General features: G+C 60.5%; 16 protein-coding genes. 7 read left to right on the top strand and 9 right to left on the bottom strand.

The window, feature by feature from the left end:
• The first annotated feature begins 355 nt into the window (after positions 1-355).
• From J4G43_RS26195 to J4G43_RS26180, 4 genes are all read left to right on the top strand, one after another.
• Entirely contained in the window at positions 356-1,348 is a 993-nt protein-coding gene (locus J4G43_RS26195) for a helix-turn-helix domain-containing protein (protein ID WP_166341579.1), read from the top strand.
• Positions 1,349-1,681: 333 nt separating this feature from the next.
• Entirely contained in the window at positions 1,682-2,869 is a 1,188-nt protein-coding gene (locus tag J4G43_RS26190) for a tyrosine-type recombinase/integrase (protein WP_208086751.1), read from the top strand.
• A gap of 228 nt (positions 2,870-3,097) precedes the next feature.
• Complete coding sequence (locus J4G43_RS26185) at positions 3,098-3,358, top strand: hypothetical protein (RefSeq protein WP_208086750.1); 261 nt, start codon at positions 3,098-3,100, stop codon at positions 3,356-3,358.
• A 32-nt stretch (positions 3,359-3,390) separates the two neighbouring features.
• The gene (locus J4G43_RS26180; RefSeq protein ID WP_208086749.1) at positions 3,391-3,645 is read left to right on the top strand and encodes a hypothetical protein; all 255 of its coding nucleotides are present in this window, start codon (positions 3,391-3,393) and stop codon (positions 3,643-3,645) included.
• On the opposite strand, the gene J4G43_RS26175 is transcribed toward J4G43_RS26180, so the two are convergent.
• On the bottom strand, positions 3,638-3,883 hold the full coding sequence (locus tag J4G43_RS26175) for a hypothetical protein (protein WP_208086748.1): 246 nt from the start codon (positions 3,881-3,883) through the stop codon (positions 3,638-3,640). The genes J4G43_RS26180 and J4G43_RS26175 overlap by 8 nt on opposite strands.
• 295 nt (positions 3,884-4,178) lie before the next feature.
• On the bottom strand, positions 4,179-4,703 hold the full coding sequence (locus J4G43_RS26170; protein ID WP_225005098.1) for a hypothetical protein: 525 nt from the start codon (positions 4,701-4,703) through the stop codon (positions 4,179-4,181).
• 67 nt (positions 4,704-4,770) lie between these two features.
• On the opposite strand from J4G43_RS26170, the gene J4G43_RS26165 reads away from it, so the two are divergent.
• Positions 4,771-5,004, top strand: a complete 234-nt coding sequence (locus J4G43_RS26165) for a helix-turn-helix domain-containing protein (protein ID WP_208086747.1) — start codon at positions 4,771-4,773, stop codon at positions 5,002-5,004.
• Between the two features lie 138 nt (positions 5,005-5,142).
• On the opposite strand, the gene tnpC is transcribed toward J4G43_RS26165, so the two are convergent.
• A complete protein-coding gene (tnpC, locus tag J4G43_RS26160) occupies positions 5,143-6,687 on the bottom strand; it encodes an IS66 family transposase (protein ID WP_225005682.1) in 1,545 nt (514 codons plus the stop codon).
• Between the two features lie 588 nt (positions 6,688-7,275).
• Between tnpC and J4G43_RS26155 the strand changes: the two genes are divergently transcribed.
• A complete protein-coding gene (locus J4G43_RS26155; protein ID WP_049810452.1) occupies positions 7,276-9,363 on the top strand; it encodes a recombinase family protein in 2,088 nt (695 codons plus the stop codon).
• Here J4G43_RS26155 and tnpB read toward each other — a convergent pair.
• The 6 genes from tnpB to J4G43_RS26125 form a co-directional block, all read right to left on the bottom strand.
• Positions 9,351-9,659, bottom strand: a complete 309-nt coding sequence (gene tnpB, locus J4G43_RS26150; protein ID WP_060907863.1) for an IS66 family insertion sequence element accessory protein TnpB — start codon at positions 9,657-9,659, stop codon at positions 9,351-9,353. The genes J4G43_RS26155 and tnpB overlap by 13 nt on opposite strands.
• Positions 9,656-10,054, bottom strand: coding sequence for a transposase (locus J4G43_RS26145; RefSeq protein ID WP_026192391.1), 399 nt, complete (start codon positions 10,052-10,054; stop codon positions 9,656-9,658). The genes tnpB and J4G43_RS26145 overlap by 4 nt, the downstream gene beginning before the upstream one ends.
• A gap of 1,013 nt (positions 10,055-11,067) precedes the next feature.
• Complete coding sequence (locus J4G43_RS26140; protein WP_038952271.1) at positions 11,068-12,336, bottom strand: IS256 family transposase; 1,269 nt, start codon at positions 12,334-12,336, stop codon at positions 11,068-11,070.
• A gap of 540 nt (positions 12,337-12,876) precedes the next feature.
• Complete coding sequence (locus J4G43_RS26135) at positions 12,877-14,220, bottom strand: IS1380-like element ISBdi2 family transposase (protein WP_208084705.1); 1,344 nt, start codon at positions 14,218-14,220, stop codon at positions 12,877-12,879.
• 544 nt (positions 14,221-14,764) lie between these two features.
• Positions 14,765-15,895, bottom strand: coding sequence for a hypothetical protein (locus J4G43_RS26130; protein ID WP_208086745.1), 1,131 nt, complete (start codon positions 15,893-15,895; stop codon positions 14,765-14,767).
• A gap of 111 nt (positions 15,896-16,006) precedes the next feature.
• The gene (locus J4G43_RS26125; RefSeq protein ID WP_208086744.1) at positions 16,007-16,294 is read right to left on the bottom strand and encodes a DUF6894 family protein; all 288 of its coding nucleotides are present in this window, start codon (positions 16,292-16,294) and stop codon (positions 16,007-16,009) included.
• A gap of 1,280 nt (positions 16,295-17,574) precedes the next feature.
• Between J4G43_RS26125 and J4G43_RS26120 the strand changes: the two genes are divergently transcribed.
• A complete protein-coding gene (locus tag J4G43_RS26120; RefSeq protein WP_225005096.1) occupies positions 17,575-17,802 on the top strand; it encodes a hypothetical protein in 228 nt (75 codons plus the stop codon).
• Positions 17,803-18,088 lie beyond the last annotated feature (286 nt).

The raw sequence follows: 18,088 nt of genomic DNA, 5'->3' as shown, positions 1-18,088 counted from the left end.
ATCTCTCCCTCTTTTGCGCACATCCTTCGAGCCCGCGGCAACACCATACCGCCATCCCCGCCCCGCGGTTCGCAGAACGATCGTTGCCGATATCGCCTAGGTTGCAAATGGTATCCGAAGATAGGATGCCCGTGATGTGCAGTTTGTGCCAATACGTCGCGCCGATCGGTGAGGCTTAACGACACATGTCGCAAATTCCTCAATCCACAGCGTCATGTGGCGCGCAGCTCGCGTCAAATTCGGCGATAATTTACCTCAAAGCGCGAACTCGGACTGTCGTACCCACTTCGCGTTGTAGTGGTGTTCAGCCGCCGCCTGCCGCAGAATTGTCGCGCTTGAGTAACAGGGTGGCGCCATGGGCCAATTCCTTCTGGTTGATTCGCGTAAGCTCGACGGGTTCGAAGGTCTTCACCAGGCCGTTCACGGCTCGCACGTCGATGTCATGCAGCTCGGGCGCGGGCGATTGCGCGGATCGCTCTCCCATGTCGGCATCGGCGATTTCTCGCTCAGCATCGGCACCTTCAGCGTCGGCATGCGTACGCAGCGTGTCGCCAGCGACGACAAGCTGATCATCGGGATGCTGCTCGCGGCCGAAGAGCGCGTCACCCACTGGTCCTTCGACATGCGCCTCAACGACGTGCTCGTGATTCCGCCGCTGCTCGAGCATGACGGAATCTTTCACGGTGGATCCGCTTACGCCGCCATGCGCTTCGACATCAACGAGGTCGCATCGCTGTTCGGCGGCGAAGCGAGGCTGAGCAATCCCGACACCTGGCGCAGGCGCGACCATTTCCGGGCGGCCCCCGATAGCGGCGCGATCGCCGCACATCGTCTGGTCCGGATCATGTCACATCTGCGCACCTACAGGAGCGGCCTGACGCCCTCGACCGCCGATTTCTGGAAGCGATCGATCGTCGAATGCATGGCGGCCAACGTGATGTCGTCGCTACCGCCCGACGACACCGGCTGGCTGCCTTCGGCAAGGCGGCTGATCCGCCGGGTCGAGGAGTATCTCGACGAGGCCGGCACGCGCCCGGTGCATGTCTCGGAGATCTGCGCCGCTCTCGGGGTGTCGCGCCGCACCCTCCATCGCGCGTTCCAGGAGGTGTTCGGCTTGGGCCCGGTCAGCTTCCTCAGGCACAAGCGGCTGTGTGCCGTTCATTCCATTCTGCATGAGAGCGTTCCCGGCTCGACGACCGTGGCCGCTGTCGCCATGCAGCAGGGCTTCTACGAGCTCGGACGGTTCTCGCAGTATTACCATGCGATGTTCGGGGAACGTCCGTCGCAGACCCTGGGAGGACGAACTGTCCCTCGCCTGAGGGTTCAACCCTCTGAGCATGAATTATAGGCGCCTGGTTCGGCTGTGCTGGGGAACGGCTATGGTCCGACCGATTCCCTCTCCACCGGCCAACTGCACAGCCGTGCACCGGGCCCAACGTGGCGGCCCCGGGGGGTGTTGCGCAATTACAACGCAAGTAAGGCTTTGAATTTGCTGGATTTTGGCTCCCCGGGCTGGATATTCGTTCGGGCCCATATCGGCAACGTGCCCAATATGGACGAACAAAAAATCCGTTATTTCACAGACGTATATGAAGGCCCTTGTCCATATCGTCCATAGAGGTTACTGCTAGCGCATACCCCTAAAGTGGGGAAAAAGCGGGGAAGCCGGCAGGGATCCGAAATGGGGAGCCATACCTTAAATGCGCTTACGGTGAAGGCCATAGCGGCGAGCAAATCCGTAAAGCTACGCGATGGCGGTGGCCTCTGGCTGGTCACCAAGGGCAACGGCCGATATTGGATTTTGGACTATCGCTTCGGCGGCAAGCGCCGGGAAATGGGCATCGGGCCATTGCACACTGTAGGGCTCGGAGAGGCGCGCCAGAGAGCCGAAGCAGCTCGCGCCTTACTCCGACGTGGCATTGATCCAATCGCCCACCGGGCCGTTGAGGCGATCGAGGCCGCCAAGGTAGCGGCCGGTGTCATGACCTTCGGCAAATACGCTGACGCATACATAGACGCCGCCGTGAAGGCCGGTCGGTGGCGGGGCGCCAAAACCGAAGCTGGCTGGCGGAATACCCTCACCAACCACGTAAAGCTGATGCGCGACAAGGCGCTGGCGGACATCGACATCCAGGACGTGCTGGCGGCGGTGCGTCCCCTCTGGGGCACCAAGCAGGAGACCGCCGAAAAACTCCGCTGGCGCATTGAGCGTGTGCTGGACGCAGCCAAGGTTGAGGGGCTGCGTAGCGGCGACAATCCTGCTGCGTGGAAGGGCAACATGGAGCACGTCCTCCACAAGCCGGACGAGTCCACGCGCGGCCATCACGAGGCCCTGCCCTACAAGGCCGCGCCCGCCTTCCTGGAGCGCCTGCGCGGGACCGACACGATAACGGCGAGAGCACTGGAACTCCTTATCCTGACGGCCACGCGCAGCGCTGAGACTCGTCTGGCTGTGTGGGATGAATTCGACCTTGACGCGGCCACATGGACGCTTCCGGAGGAGCGCACCAAGGAGCGCAGAGAACTCCGTGTCCCGCTGTGCGAGCGCGCGGTTGAGATCGTGAAGGCCATGAAGGCGCAGTCCCTCAATCACTTCGTATTCCCGGGCGTGCGCGCCAACCGACCTATCTCCGATATGACGTTCGGAAAGGTGATAGGCGCACATGGCGGTGGTGACGCGACCACGCACGGCTTCCGTTCGACCTTTAAGGACTGGGCGGCCGAGCAAACCGAGCACGAGAATTACGTGTCGGAGGCCGCGCTCGGCCATGCCGCCGGTGATGCCGTTGAGCGTGCCTACCGGCGGGGGGACGCCCTGGAAAAGCGTCGCAAGCTGATGGAGCAATGGGCCGCCTACTGCGGCGGGTAGTAGAGCGCCCGCCCCTCTTTCAGGAGAGGGCCAGTTGTGTTTGCAGTAAAATGAGTAGTTAGCACAATTGAGTAGTTCTCAAAATAAATCAATGACTTAACAAAGGATATAGAAAGCAACCACGACCCTGGTTAGTTTAATGCCATCACCGCGCGGTATTGTGGCAAACATCGGTGATGAGAACGCGACAATGCGCTCCCGCCTTCCTCTAACGGAAAGGTGCAGCGCATGATCAAGCGTCGCAACCGAACCAGGCATACGAAAACATTTGAAGAGAGATTGGCCGAGGAGGCTGCGCGGTTCAGGGAGGCTGCAGCGCAATTGCCGCCCGGCACCCAGCGCGAGCTATATCTTAGACGAGCCCGTCAGGCCGATACCGCCGCTCACATCAATGAATGGCTGACATCGCCGGGTTTACAACCGCCGACCGCGCTGGAGAATATGCAGGAAGGAAGACCGGCAAAGCGAGATCGAGTCGTGTCGGATTAGAAACCCGAGCGCTAGCGGCAGCATTGAACCAAATGGCAGAGTCGTTCGGCAACTCATTCACGATCGTCGAAGTGACGGCGGACGGTATGCCGCCCGACGAGCCAAAACACCAGATTTGGGTCGCGGTCGCCAAGCCAAGTCAGGCGCTGACCTTGGTACTCGCAGCCGTGCCTGAGGGCTGGACGGCCGAAGTGTTGGATATCGCATTGACAGCTGAGCAGCAGCGGAGGTTCCAAGAACTAAAACTCGACCCTGGTGATGTGTACAGGTTGACGAAGCCTAAGTAGGCTGACGTCGCTCGCTTTCAGCCCTGTTGGCCGCCCTCAGAAGCTCTCCGATGTAGTCTGAGATGTCGCCAATCTCGGCTTGCAACTCGGCCTCGGAAATGCCCTGCCCCTTTGCAGCCTCGACCAGGCGCTGGGTTAGTTCCGCCACATCCTGCGACGCGCCTGGGGTCCGATACTGCTCGGCGGGGTGAATGCTGTTCTCGACCCAAAAATCGATAAACTCGCGAACGTTGCTCACCGCACTCCCCTAAGCCAAGCCAATGGCGAGCGTTTAGCGCCAGTGGGTGAACACAGCAAGTCCGCCTCAGCGGCGGGTAGAAACTGGTGCTCACCGAGACGCGCCATTCCCTTGAAATAGAAAGCGCCCGCCCCAGCTTTGCGGCTGGAGCGGGCCTCGGTAGAAGTTGTGCCGAGAAGGGTGTATGATTGGAGGGTTGAAAACCGGCTTCGTTTACCGGCCGGCGCATCCGGCGCCCAGAGTCGAAAACGGGCCTGTACATCGTATGGGCCCGTTTTCCTTGATCCGCTTCCGGCTATTCGGCCGCCTGCGCGAACGCCCCGGCACCACGATAGACGCGCGCCGCCGATTCGGCCGCCCCGATCTTGACGCTGTATCCACCACCCTCGACAGCGTAGCAACCCGCGTCATCACCAGCACCATTGCGCCAGTCGCAGCTGTCAGGCACCAGGCTAAATCCCATGTCGGACAGGCGGTCTTCCGCCTCCTTCAGCGTATTGAACGTCCGGCCGTCCACCGACTCCGCCAGCGACAGGCGCGCACCATCTTCGCGGAGGCTTTCATGGATACTGTCAAGCCATTCGGGCTCACGGGGCAACTCATTGAGGAGCAGTATGGCTTTCTCGCTCAACTCGCGCCAATTTGCGGCGGGGGCTTTGAGGATCCGCTCAGCGATTCCGCGTGCCGTGCGGGTCATCTCCTCGACGATCTGGCTGGGAATCGGGCCGCGGGCCAGGTCGGTCAGTCGGCGATGGGTGTAGAAAAACTGCGAGAGCGTGGTGGGTCGTTCAGCGGACGGAAATGAGGCGGCTTGCAGCATTGGGCGGGTTCCTTTATTGTGCATCCATCACCGCTATGGTGACAAATGCACTATACAGGAATTAACCATGGTGACAAGTGCACAAATTAGGGCGGCGCGCGGTTTGTTGAACTGGACCGTTCGAGACCTTGCGGAGAAATCAGGTGTGCACAGAAACACCGTGACGAGGGTTGAGACCGACGCGACGGCACCGGGTCATTCGATAGCCGCCATCCGCGCCGCATTTGAATCCGCCGGCATCATCTTCCTCGCAGACGGCCAGTCGACTGATGGCGGCCCCGGTGTGAGGCTGGCGAAGTAATCGCTTGGTCCTACTTCAGGCTCGTCGTAAGCGACGTTCGCGTCCCACTCGCAAAGGTTTGGCGTGGGGATTGCAGTCTGTTGATCAACGTGTTTGCAAATCGTTGGCGGGGGGTATGGAGGCGGCAACGACGGAGAATTACGAGGTGCGGCCGAACGACCAGGGCAGGAGCTCGTCGATCCGGGACTGCGGGTGACCGGTTGCGATCGCTTTGAGCGTCGCGTTCATCCAGACGTAGGGCTCCACGCTGTTGATTTTGCAGGTGGCGATGAGCGAAGCTATGCGCGCCCATGAACGACCACCTTCGTCGTGACCAGCAAATAAACTATTTTTACGCGTCAGAGTCAGCGGCCTGATTTGATTTTCGACGGGATTGGTGTCCATCTCAACGCAACCATCGTCGAGAAACAAGGTGAGGCCATCCCAATGGTTCAGGAGATAGGCGATCGCCTTGCCCATCTCGCTGCCCGGCGACAGGCGAGCGGCTTGCTCGCGCAGAAACCTCTCGAGTTCAGCGACGAGCGGCCGTGATCGCTCGTTACGGGTCGTTTGCCGAGCCGGGGCGTCGGCGCCACGGATCTCCTTCTCGATCGCATAGAGTGCGGCGATGCGCGCGAGAACGGCTTCGGCGATGGGTGAGCCGGCTTTCGGAGTCGCTGCGATGATCTTGCGCCTTGAGTGGGACCAACATGCGGCCAGCCGCAGCGGCACGCCGCCTTTGCGCTTGGGCCGTGCGAGCCGATGATAGCCCTGGTATCCGTCGACCTGAAGGATGCCGTCGAAGCCCTCGAGGATGCGCTCAGCATGGTCACCACCGCGTCCTGGCGCGTAGTGGTAGACCACGATTGGTGGATCAGCGCCGCCGTGGCCGCGATCGTCGCGCAGGACAGCCCACAGATAGCCGGTCTTCGTTCGGCCCCGGCCCGGATCGAGCACAGGCGCCCTGGTCTCGTCTATGAACAAGCGGCCCGATTGCTTCATCACGACGCTCATGCGCTCGACCAGCGGCGCGAGGTGGAAGGCGACCGTTCCCATCCAGTCTGCCAGAACGGCGCGATCGATGAAGATGCCATGCCGAGCCAGAACCTGCGACTGACGATAGAGTGGCATGTGCTCGCTGAACTTGGCGACCGCCACCTGCGCCAGCAGCGCCTCGGTGGGGATGCCACCCTCCACGAGATGGGCGGGCGCCGGCGCCTGAGCAACACCGGTGCAGCCCTTTGCGCAGGCGTAGCGCGGTCGCACCGTCTCGATCACACGATACTGGGCGGCCATGACATCGAGACGGCGGGAGCGATCCTCGCCGATCTGGACCATCCGGCCGCAGCCGCAGGGACACTCGAGGTTCTCGGGTTCGATCACCTGCTCGATGCGCGGCAGGTGCGCGGGAAAGGCACGGGCAGCGCGCCTGGTCCGGCGGCTGGACGGCGCCGTGCCGGCGCGGCGCGCACGATCGTCCTGGCGTTCCTGGACTTCGGCGATGGCAATCTCGATGTCCTCGAGAACCAGTTGCATCTGATCGGGATTGAACTTCTCCGAGCGTTTACCGAAACGTGCGCGCTCGTACTCCTTCACGAGCAGTTCGAGGCGTTCGACGCTCTCTTTGGACGCAGCCAGTTCACTCTCGACATGAAGGCGCGCCGAGCATTCATCGTCTGCGCGACGACGCTCGGCTTCAATCATCGCTTCCTGCGCGCGGAAGAGCGCGCGCACATCGGCGGGCAGCGCTGCAAGACGGGCGGGATCAATGGGGGACGGCGGCACATCCGCAAGCTATCATCCCAAAGCCCCGCGCGAAACAGGTTGTCGGGTCTGAGTCAGTTCGCCGCAGCTGGCGTCGCGACAATCCGTTCGCCCACTCGCTTCCAGTTCAGCCCTTCAAACGAGGGGATTGAGGAATGTCCCTGATAGTGAGTCTGACGAATCATTTCCGGAGGTGGTCGAGGTTGGGGACCCCCACCATCCTTTGTGGGGGCGCTCATATCGAGTGATTAGGAAGATCGGTCAGCGAGGCCGAGGCATTCCCGCTTCGTATGAAGTTGAGTATCGCGCAGGAAGCAGTCTTCTGATTCAAGCAACCGCAATCGAATATTATGAGCAAGAGGCAAATCAGATTAAGCTGAGTATGGAGGCTCTACTCGAGCTTTTATCGACAGCGGATTGTCCCGACGCACATGAGCATGGATCCAGCCGATCTTTGGTCGACGCTGACGCCCGCGCTCCGACGCCAGATCGTCGAAGACGTCGCCGCAATTTTGGCGGAGATCCCTCATGAAGTCCGAGCTGGTCACACCAAGCCACTTGGCGCGCAAAGCCGTAGTCTACATCCGGCAGTCGACGCCCCATCAGGTCGTAAGCAATCAGGAGAGCCTGCGCCTTCAATACGCGCTTCGCCAGCGCGCCCGCGAACTCGGATGGCGTGAGGCGGCCATCGACGTGATTGATGCCGATCTCGGGTTGAGCGGCGCGTCTATAGCACAGCGTAACGGCTTCAAGGAACTCGTTGGCCGTGTTGGCCTGAGTGAAGTGGGACTCATCCTGTCGATCGACGTGACCCGCTTGGCGCGTAATTGTACCGACTGGTATCCGCTCCTGGATATCTGTGGTCTACGTGGCTGCCTGATCGCCGACCGCGATGGTGTCTATGATCCGGGCACTCCCAACGGACGGTTGCTTCTCGGGCTGAAGGGTTCGATCTCCGAGCTTGAGCTACATACGATCCGCAGCCGGCTGACCGCCGGCCTGCTGGCCAAAGCCGAACGCGGCGAACTTGCGGTTATGCTGCCAATCGGGCTGATGCGGGACCCGAGCGGTGTGGTCGTTAAGGATCCCGACATGGCCGTGCAAGGGCGGCTCGGTCTCGTCTTCCAGTTATTCCTGCAGCTGCGCAGCGTTGCCAAGGTCATGCGAGCGTTGAACGAGCGTGACCTGGAACTGCCGCGTCGTGATCGATATGGCGATTTGTGCTGGACGCGCGCGACGCTGGCTGCCGTCGCGGCGATCTTGAAGAACCCCGCATACGCGGGCGCCTTTGTCTATGGACGAACCCGCTTCCGGCCGCCGAAGCGGGAGGGGGCCCTGCCACAAAAGGCTCCGCGGCCGATGGAGGAGTGGCGGATCGTCGTTAAAGATCGATATCCAGCCTATATCGACTGGCCAATTTATGAAAAAATCCGATCCGTCATCAGAGATAACCGAGCCGAATACATGCGCATCAAAACCCGCGGCGCGCCTCGCAATGGCGAGCTCCTGCTCCACGGCATTGCCTGGTGCGCACGATGTGGCCATAAGATGTACGTCCGCTACAAGGGCGGCGGCGAATATGTATGCAATCACCTGCGTACCCAGGAAGGTCAGCCAACCTGCCAACACATCCGCGCCGCCCATATCGATGCAGCCGTTGGCGACGCATTCCTAACCGCACTAGCGCCGGCCGAACTCGATGCCTTGTCGCGCTCCCGCCGGGTGCAGCAGCAGACGAACAATGCGCTACGCTCCAGTGCAGAACGAGAGCTCGAGCGCAAGCGATACACGGCGGCGCTCGCCGAACGGCAGTTCAACCGAGCTGATCCAGATAATCGGTTGGTCGCCTCGGAACTCGAGCGTCGATGGGAAGCGGCGCTAAACGACGTGCGCGCCGCCGAAGAGGCGCTTGCCCGACAGACGCCGCCCAAAGCCATCACACAAGTGGCCATAAGCAAGGAGCTCAACGACAAGGTCATCAGCCTCACCGGCCGCCTCCCGCAGATATGGGGTGACGAGACTATCTCGGATGCGCATCGCAAGGCGTTGTTGCGATGTCTCATCGAAAAGGTCGTTCTCGACCGCGGTGAGCGCGACTTGGCCCTGGCTAGGATCGTCTGGCGGGGAGGCGCCGTGACGGAGCTCGAAGTGAAGATGAGCGTCAACTCCGTCACCAGATTGACGCGAGGCACAGAGATGCGGGAACGCCTTCTGACGCTCGCTCGCGACGGCGTCCCAGACGACAAGATCGCCACAATCCTTACTCGGGAAGGTCACCGCTCTCCCCGTTGCGCCGATAAGGTGCTGCCTATCACCGTTGGGCGGCTCCGTCGTGCCGCCGCCATCAAGGTAACTGCCCAGCGCAGCCGATGGGAGCATGACGACTCATACCTCAGCCCGCCCGAACTGGCCCGAAGGCTCGAGATTCCAGTAAACTGGCTCTATGTTCAGATCCGAACCAAGCGTTTGCTAATTGATCGCCAGCCCAGCGGCGCCTATCTCTTCCCGAATACACCATCCGTTCTTCACGCCATCGGAGACCTTCGAAACCACGTCATCGCGCAACTTGATCTAAGAATCTGTCAGCCTAACAAGGAGGGGCATCAACATGGGTGATCGAACAGCGCTTCGAACTGCACGCGCGTCAGATGCATGACGCCGTCGCTGATCTGCGGCCACTCGAAACGACCATCGCGGCCAAGGCGCTTGTAGACCAAAACGAGGCCCGTGCCGTCCCATAGCAAAATCTTCAGCCGGTCGGCGCGCTTCGAACGAAAAACCACGATCAGGCCCGAATGCGGATCGAGCCCAAGCGTGTTTTGCACAAGACCGGCCAGCGCGTCGTGCCCGCACCGGAAGTCAACAGGACGCACAGCAAGCACAATCCGCAGTCCCTGCGCCGGAATGATCATGCGCCGCGCTCGATCGCAGTCACGATCTCCGCGATCCGCACCGCCGACACGTCCGCATCCAGGCGGACCGAAACCTTGCCAATCGTAATCTCGACGGGCCCCTCGCTCTTGCCTGACGCCACTGGATCGCTCAGCTCGATCGACACGAAATCCGCCGCGTCGTCCGTGACCAATGCGAGCCGGCCAGCACGCGCCAATCTGCGCCACGTCGTCAACTGCTGGGCCTTCACACCATAACGCCGTGCGACATCACATACCCGGGCGTCGGGCTTCATGCTCTCGAAAACAGCGCGCCCCTTGATCTCCGCAGACCATAACCGGCCTCCAGAACGCGTCCGGCGCGTAAGCTTCCCCACAAAGCCATCAGCTTCGGCTTCCTCCCCCGATTGTTCCATCGCCTTCAGTCTCCTCTCGGCTCTCTGACAAGCCAAGGATCGCAGAGCGAAAGCCGAAGCGAAACCAGTCAATCAAATGGGAGAAAAGCTCCGCTTACGGCTCGTCCTAAGCCGCGCGGGCTCGCCAGCGCCCGCCCTGTGCTTCTGCAGCCTCCTTTTTTGACGGCTTTGCGCGGCGCCCTTCCATTTGGGCCCTCAGCGCATCCAGCTTAGACGTCTCGCCTGGCTCGCTATCGACAACCCACGACGCCCCCGACCGCTTTACCGAAAACGCCCCGTGGGGAAAGCTGGGTGTTTCCTTTGGCTCAACGCGACACAGCTTTCGCATCTCCGCGATGGCCTGAAACGACGTGAAGTCCTTCCCCGCGATGCGCTCAACGGCGAGCCTGCCTCGCTCGGCCTCTCGCCTTAGGGCTGCTCGCGGTCATCCCTCCATCGGGGAAAGCAAGCTTGGCAATCACCGATAGGCGGCGCGGTGTGTCGTCTGTCCAATCGATCGAATCGGCCATGAGCCGAATTTGGCGCGGCAAAGATGGCGTGCGGATGGAACGAGGTGGATAGACTGTTGCGGCCCTCAGCTCGCCAGCCCTATGGTCACGTCAGAGGGCAGCCCCTGTTTTGAAGGCGAGAAGAGCAATGACAATCAGCATGTTGGATCAGATACTTTTTCCACTAGCCTGCAAGCACACGGTGGTCATAGGACGACTGGAAAACAAAACAAACTGGACTTGCGAGGAATGCGGGCAAGAGACCGACCTGTCAGCCAGCCCATGCAGGGATCTTCTCAAAAAGGATTTGGACACCGCACATCAAATCGATTTGATGGAGAAGGCGAAGGGACGAACAATCGAACGATTGAGCTGAGATATAACGCACCTAATTTCTGGCCCTCTCCTCATGTACCAGTTTGGGTGTTCGACAGCGCCTCGTTACTCGCGGGATGCAGGCAGCCCCTCTCAATGGCCTTGCGCTTTAGACGCGAGCTATGGCTGATTTTGGGTGACGCGGCCTGATCAGGCGGCGTGGCTTTCAGTGTTCGGAATGACTTCGATTCCGTCGATGAACTTTACACCGGCGATGACTTTCGGCAACTGGTTCGTGCTCTTCAATCGCCGCCAGGTCTTCGATGCGGCGTCGATGAGCTTGAACACCATCAGCTTCGCAGTTTGTTGCGACAGCGATCCCTTGGTCCGCACCGTTCGGTGGCGCACCGTGGCGAAGACGCTCTCGATCGGGTTCGAGCTGCGTAGGTGGATCCAGTGCTCAGCAGGGAAGTCGAAGAAGGCGAGCAGCGCATGGCGATCCTTGATCAGGCACTCCACCGCACGTCCGTATTTGACGTGGTATTTCTCGACGAAGACGTCGATCGCGGTTTCAGCTTCGGCCCGGTGTGGGGCCAGATAGATGTTCCGCAGGTCGTTCTTCATGGGGCCCTGCACGGATTTGGCGACCTTGTCGAGTACGTTGCTCACTTTATGGCACCAGCATCGTTGGTGCCGCGTGCCGGGAAAGGCCTCGTCCAGGGCCTTCCAGAAGCCGAGGGCGCCGTCGCCGATGGCGAGTTGCGGGGCAATCCGTAACCCGCGTTGCCGCAGGTCGATCAGGAGTTCGCGCCAGCTCTGCGCGCTCTCGCGCACGCCGACCTGGAAGCCGATCAGCTCCTTCTTGCCTTCCGGCGTGGTGCCAATCAGCACCAGCATGCATTCGCTGTGATCTTCCATGCGGGCCTGCAGGTACACGCCATCGGCCCAGATGTAGACATAGCGACGCGCCGACAGATCGCGTCTCTGCCAGCGTTCGTACTCGACCTGCCAATCGGCCTTCAGGCCGGCGATCACCGAAGGCGACAGGTTCGGCGCATCCTTGCCGAGCAGCGCCGAGAGCGCCTCCTGGAAGTCGCCGGTCGAGATGCCGCGCAAATAGAGGACCGGGATCAAGGCATCCAGGCTCTTCGTCCGCCGCGCCCATAGCGGCAGGATTGCCGAACTGAAGCGGAGGCGGTCGCCTGGCCCGCTCGCTCCGCGGTCGCGGACCTTGGGACGAGCGACCTCCACCGGACCGATGCCGGTCGCAATCTCGCGCACCGGACCGTGCCCATGTCGGACCAGGCGCGCTCGACCGTCGGGCAGCGTCAGATTGGCCGTGCTGGCCAGAAACGCGCCAACCTCGATCTCGATCGCCCTGGCAAGCAGGTCCCGCGCGCCGGCACGAACGATATCGGTCAGTGGATCATCAACCGCGGACGGCTGACGGAAAGCAAGAACATTGGTAGTCTCGGTCATGGCGTATCGCTCTCCTCGAGAGGTTCTGGCAGGCTCGTCACCCGCCTCGATACGCCGCCTTCCTCACACCGTCATCACCCAGATTCCGCCATAGCTCTTAGACGCTTGGCCACGTTCTTTTGCTGGCTCGCCGTGTGGGCTGAATAATCAGCAACAGAGTGAGCGGCGTTTTTAAGATCTCCGTCATCGACCGGATCGGAGTTGCAAACGATCTTCTCCGTACCAAACTCGCCGACTGTTAGACCGTAAACAGCGGAAGAAGACATGCCTGCTGCGGTATACCCAACGTGAGACCGCTCCGCAGAAACCATCGACGATCGATCAACAGACAGCAGATTTCTATCCTTTTCAGTCGGCTTGAAGGGCTGACTAGCCCGTCCTATTCGTGAGAGTGCGGCTTTTTGGCCCGATTGATGCGGCCGCACATCTTGTCTGACGAGGCGCACAGGATTGCCTTCGGCTTTTCACCGCCTGACGACCCGTACTTTGCAACGCGCTTGAGGTATAGGTTGGGCGAACGGGGGGCGGACGCCCCGCCGGTCAAGGACCGAGCGGCAGCAACGCGCCTGGCAAGCCGCGGATCAGGTCGGCTTCGGGACATGCCGCGGCAAACGCAAGGCGAATGCGGCTCGTGGTCTCGACCACACGGGCAGCGATTTTCAAGAGACGAAGACGCAGCGTCGCGAACTCGGCAGCGGCCAATTCCCGGGCTTTGGGAATGGCGTCGCGCACGGTCAGCATCAGCCAATAAGCGGCCGTATGGAGCACGAGACGGACCTGGTTGGCGAGCGCCGAACGGCAGCTGGTGCGGTCGGAGGCGAGCTGTGTCTTATGCAGCTTGATCAGATTCTCGGCTTGGCCGCGCGCGCAATACAGGCTGTCGTAGATCCACTCGGCCGAGCCGACATCGAGGCTGGTGACGACGAAGCGGATGTCGAGGCCGAGCATCGTCGCCTCAATACGGGCGACAGTGCGCCGTTCGCGATCCCAGGACTTTGCCTTGTGGCGCGTCTCGGTATAGCCACGCAGAACCGGCAGGTTCTCGATGGCGCGTCGCGTGCGGATGTCGTCGGCGACCTCGTCGACTTTTCTGGCGAGAGGCTTGGTGCCGGACAGACCGAAGATGTAGTCGATGCCGTTGGTCTCGCACCACGCCATGGCCTCCGGCCGGGCATAGTGCCCGTCGCCACGGAACGTAATTTGCGTGTTGTGCCATCGCGTCCGGATATGCCGTACCAGGCGGCGCAGATGGGCACGCACCTCGACGCCGCCCGGCGTCTTGCCGGGCCGCAGCACGACCGCCACGGGCCGGCTCTTCTCCGTGTCGTAGACGTGGATCGGCAGGAAGCAGCGTTCGTCATAATGAGCGTTGAACAGCGAGAGCTGCTGATGGCCGTGGACGACGTCGCAGGTATCATCGATGTCGAGCGTGACGGATGCCGGCTCGCGCGGGTAGCTATCCATCCATGCGTCGACCAAAATGTAGGTCAGCCGGATCACGTCGCGCAGGCGCGGAGCATTCTCCAGCCGCGACAGCGTCGGCTGGGAACACAAATCCCGGCCCGTGTCCGGCAGCCGTCCGCAGGCCAGTTTGAATGCCGGATCGGACCTCAGATGATCGAGGTCGTCGGCGTCCTCGTAGCCGCAGCAGATCGCGAACATGCGAGCGCGGAGCATATCGACCAGGCTGTGCACGACCCGCGTCGGATCGCGCCGATCCGGGAACACCCGGGCCAGATTGTTGGCCAAACCGAGACGCCGCTCGGCCATCGCCAGAAGCATCACGCCCCCGTTCGAGGTTAGGCGCCCACCATCGAAGGCAGCTGTGACTTTCTTGGCGTGAACGGCTGGAAACGAGAAGGGCGGAATCGTATCGTCGGTCATGGCGGGCGTGGCGTTCGCGGTTGGAGGTGATGGGGTTGGCTTCGCAACCGAATCCTACGCCGCATCAGCGCTTTACCCCTCAGGCGCACTCTTACGAATAAGACGGGTTAAGTTGAAGAAAGATTGAGTGACTCCCGATCATTTCTGTGCCGAAACGTGGAGTCGCGGTCGTGCCGCGTCCAAAGAAACCGGCGCGAGCGGCCTATTAGACGCGGTAGGTGATCAGCCTCCGAAACGAGACTATCAAGCATGAAGAGATCGAGCGCGAGGCAGAGGTTTTATTTGTGTTGAATTCTTGCTTCTCGATAGTGGTCTGAAATCGTATCATCGGTCATGGCGGGCGTGGCGTTCGCGGTTGAAGGTGATGGGGTGGCTTCGCAACCGAATCCTACGCCGCATCAGCGCTTTACACCACGCTCGCCAGCCTCTCAGGCGCCCTCTCGCGAATAAGACGGGCTAGAGGGCTCTCCATTCTCGATGAAAGTTGGATGTATCTGCCTAAAAAGTATCTCGGTCTGGTCTGTCAGTTTGTCGCCCATCGCCCTTAGCCGCCCTTCACTCGCCGGTCGAAAGCCGCCATGAAGTCCCCGTCGATGTCCGAAAACTGCACCGGCTGAAGCTCGTCAGCCCCGTCGATTTGCACTCCGTAAAGCTCCATTCCACCCCCTGGCAAAAATTCGACCGAGATGTCCCACGAGTTGGCTTCAAACTCGATAAGTATTCCGCCCTCTTCGGTGGGGTAGATGTGATATCGCTTGGACAGCGTAGGGCGCTTGCCGAGGAAGCGATTGGCAAGCTCTACAGCGTCATCGGCTATGCGACGACCAACGCCGTCGTGCCACCCATCAGAGAGAGCCCTCAGCTCCGCAAGCCTATTTCGGCATCTCAACAGATCAGCACCACTTTCTACGTCAATTAGCTCTAAATCGAAGACACCGACGACCCCGCGCAATCTGTCGGCATTGTCCATTTCAATCTGAAGATCGAATTGAACTTCTGAATCAATATTGCCGTCGAATTCTTCTTTTACCCGATCACTTTCGAGCGGAATGGTGATCTCACCGTGCTCTGGCGTGGCAAGAACGACACGTCCCATCACCTCGTCAGCGAATGATCCGCGCAAGATACCAACGCCTTCAAATCGCGCATGGTATGTCTCTCGCACGCGTGTAATGAGGGCCTTTCTGCGGTAGCTGTCTAGATAAACTACTTTGCCATCCTGTCCCGAGCTTCCTAGAAACTCGATCTTCTCGTGCTCTCTCAGGCCAGATCCAAGCCGGTTTAGAGCGCGTATGTGCTCCGAGGAAAGAGACTTGGGAAATTGCTCATGCCCAGCGCCATCAATTAGCTGAACGACATCCAAATACGAGCCGCCCACGATGTCCTGCAGTTCATCTTCGAAGCCTGGAAGGTTTTCTTGCGCAGCGTTTCGGCTCCAGTTCAGGAGAGGAACGGCACTGCCATCGTCTATCCCGACCAGATCAAAACTGATGCTCTTGTCGAATCCCTTTGGAACGCGCTTTCGACCGGCATTTAGGTCGCGCCATTCGTCTTTAGCGAAGGCTACGAGCAAATCTCGAAAGGCCGGAAGATCGGTGAGCACGTCAACGGGCAACCGCGCGCCATTGAAGCGCGTCCCCACGTAGCGAAGCTTAAAGGTTGTATCGCCAGCCATTCACGCCCTACCCAGGCCTTCCTAGCCCTTCGTGGTACGCTTGCCAATGAGAATCAGCTGCCTTCGTTAACCACTTGCTGCACCGTGCCACAGCGTCAGGCATAGGACCAGTCAAACGGGACCTGACCCTCCACGCCATAGCCCCTCCTCGCGGCCTGAGCTTGGCTCGCCTCCATCGCTCCGCCGCTCTTCAACCCTGTGCCGCGCGATCTCGGTGCCGGAGTCGTCAACCACGACCACGACAGTTTCGCTAAAAGGATCGTAGTCTGGGTCGCTGCCGATATCTTGCGCGACACGAGCGCCGTATTGACCCGCGAGATCGGCCGAGCCAAACACCTCGCCATCGCTGTCTGGCTGAAAGCGACCGTTGTGGATGATCGGGAAATAATAGCGCTGCATAGCTTTGGCCCTCCGTCAGTGATGATCATGTGCCAACATCAGGCAGGGGCGCACCTGTCTAAATTGACAGGGATCGCTGTGCACCCGCGCCATCGCCCGCCCCCCTCTGCGGAACGCCATGAGCCCGCATCATTATCTCTTCGGGATTGTCTCGACAGCTTCTCGTCAGCCCGCTCGGTCACACTTCAAATATCAGAAGCTGGCAGCGATATCTCGTTAGTAGGAATGCGAGCTAATTTGAGGCGAGCCCCTTTCTGAGTTGCAACGCGCGACGCTCGCATTACAGGTTGCCCACCTGTTGACCCGGTGTCGCGCGTTGCTCTGATTGATTTGGTTAGGTTTTCTCGCGGCCCGCAGCGACTGGGTCGAAGTCCAGCGCAGTCCATTGGTTTCCCGTCTCAAGGTCCGTTGCGTCTATCACGCACCCAGTGCCTTCTATGACTACCCCGCACATGGCGACCGCGCCCGCGCGAGTCGCCATTCGCCGAGAAACAAGCGGCTCGTCTTCCTGGGGTTCGTAGAGAAAAACCTTGTGGACGGTGACCTTAGTCATCCCCCCCCCCTCTCCGGGTGTCACGAGACTTTTGCTAACATCCCTATCTAAGCAGCGCGGGCGCGACTCGGCGCCGGGAAATGCGCAACCGACGCTGTCCCTGCCACACCCGCGCTGCCCAGTGTTAGGGCGACATGACTCGGCGCTTCGCGATGGAGCGATGAAGCGCCGTCCCTATCACGCTAACTTCGGTGGCCAGCCCGTCCTCGAAGACTGGGGCTGGCCGCCTTTGCTCCCGAGGGGGCCAAAATCCCCCCCTGGTGCCACCAAGGAGTATCGCTGAGAAGAACTGGAAGCACCTACCAACACCGGTGGGTTGTCGCGCCCCCGCGTGCATGCCATATCAAAGTGCTCGGCCTGCAACTGTTCGAGCTGGCTCCGCCTCATAGGAGTAGCCGCCGTGCCTAGGACCGAAGTGGTAGCGGCAATCCAAGCATTCACGGACTACGTCCGTAGGACAAGCCATACACCGGCAGAAGACACGTACGCGCCACAGCGAACTGAAGAACAGATGGCCGATTGGCGATCCCGGGTTGAAGTTATCTGCTCAAAAATGGACGCGGTGGCGGATTGCCCTCTTTCGACCTTATCCGAATTCGAGGCGCTCAGACGCGAGATGGGGACAGATTTTCCCGCAACGCCACCCGCTTTACTCAACCGTGTAGCGGACGCATTTTTACGCTGTGGTCGGCGGATGCCGGCCCCTTAATCAGGACGGAGCCGGATGATGCCTAGCACACTCTCGCTGCACAAGATCGACGAAGCTATACGCGACCTCGAAGAAAAAGTTGCTCACGGTGCAGATATCAGCCGCGAGGAGCTCGCGAGCGGCGTTCTGCGGATTACGAAGCATCTTCGAGATGAACTCGAAGCCGCGCTCAAGGTAATCGATAGCCTAAAGGATCACACCGGGCTCACGGTGGCAGCCGCGCGACCTAAACAGCGGGAACGTTAGCGGCAACGTGACTCGGCGCCTCGTTTGGAGATAAAGCGCTGTCCCTATCACGCGCCGCTAACTTCGCCCGGTCAGCCTCAAGGGAGGGAGAAGCTGACCAGGGCAACGTATCCTCCGGACGAATGCCCTAGAGCAACTACCAGGACTGGTCGTAGCCAGTGATTTGGCGATCAGGCTCGGATCGCAGGCAGCGCCGTCGCGAGTTGGCGTTTAAGTTTGATCGGCAACTGGCCGATTTGTCGTTGAAAGTCGTCGTTGGGCAATGATCCTCCCTGGGAGACATCTC

It is taken from the genome of Bradyrhizobium barranii subsp. barranii, from assembly GCF_017565645.3.
Classification (GTDB): domain Bacteria; phylum Pseudomonadota; class Alphaproteobacteria; order Rhizobiales; family Xanthobacteraceae; genus Bradyrhizobium; species Bradyrhizobium barranii.
Note: the sequence above shows the minus strand (reverse complement) of the source record. Positions and strands in the feature narration are given on the sequence as shown.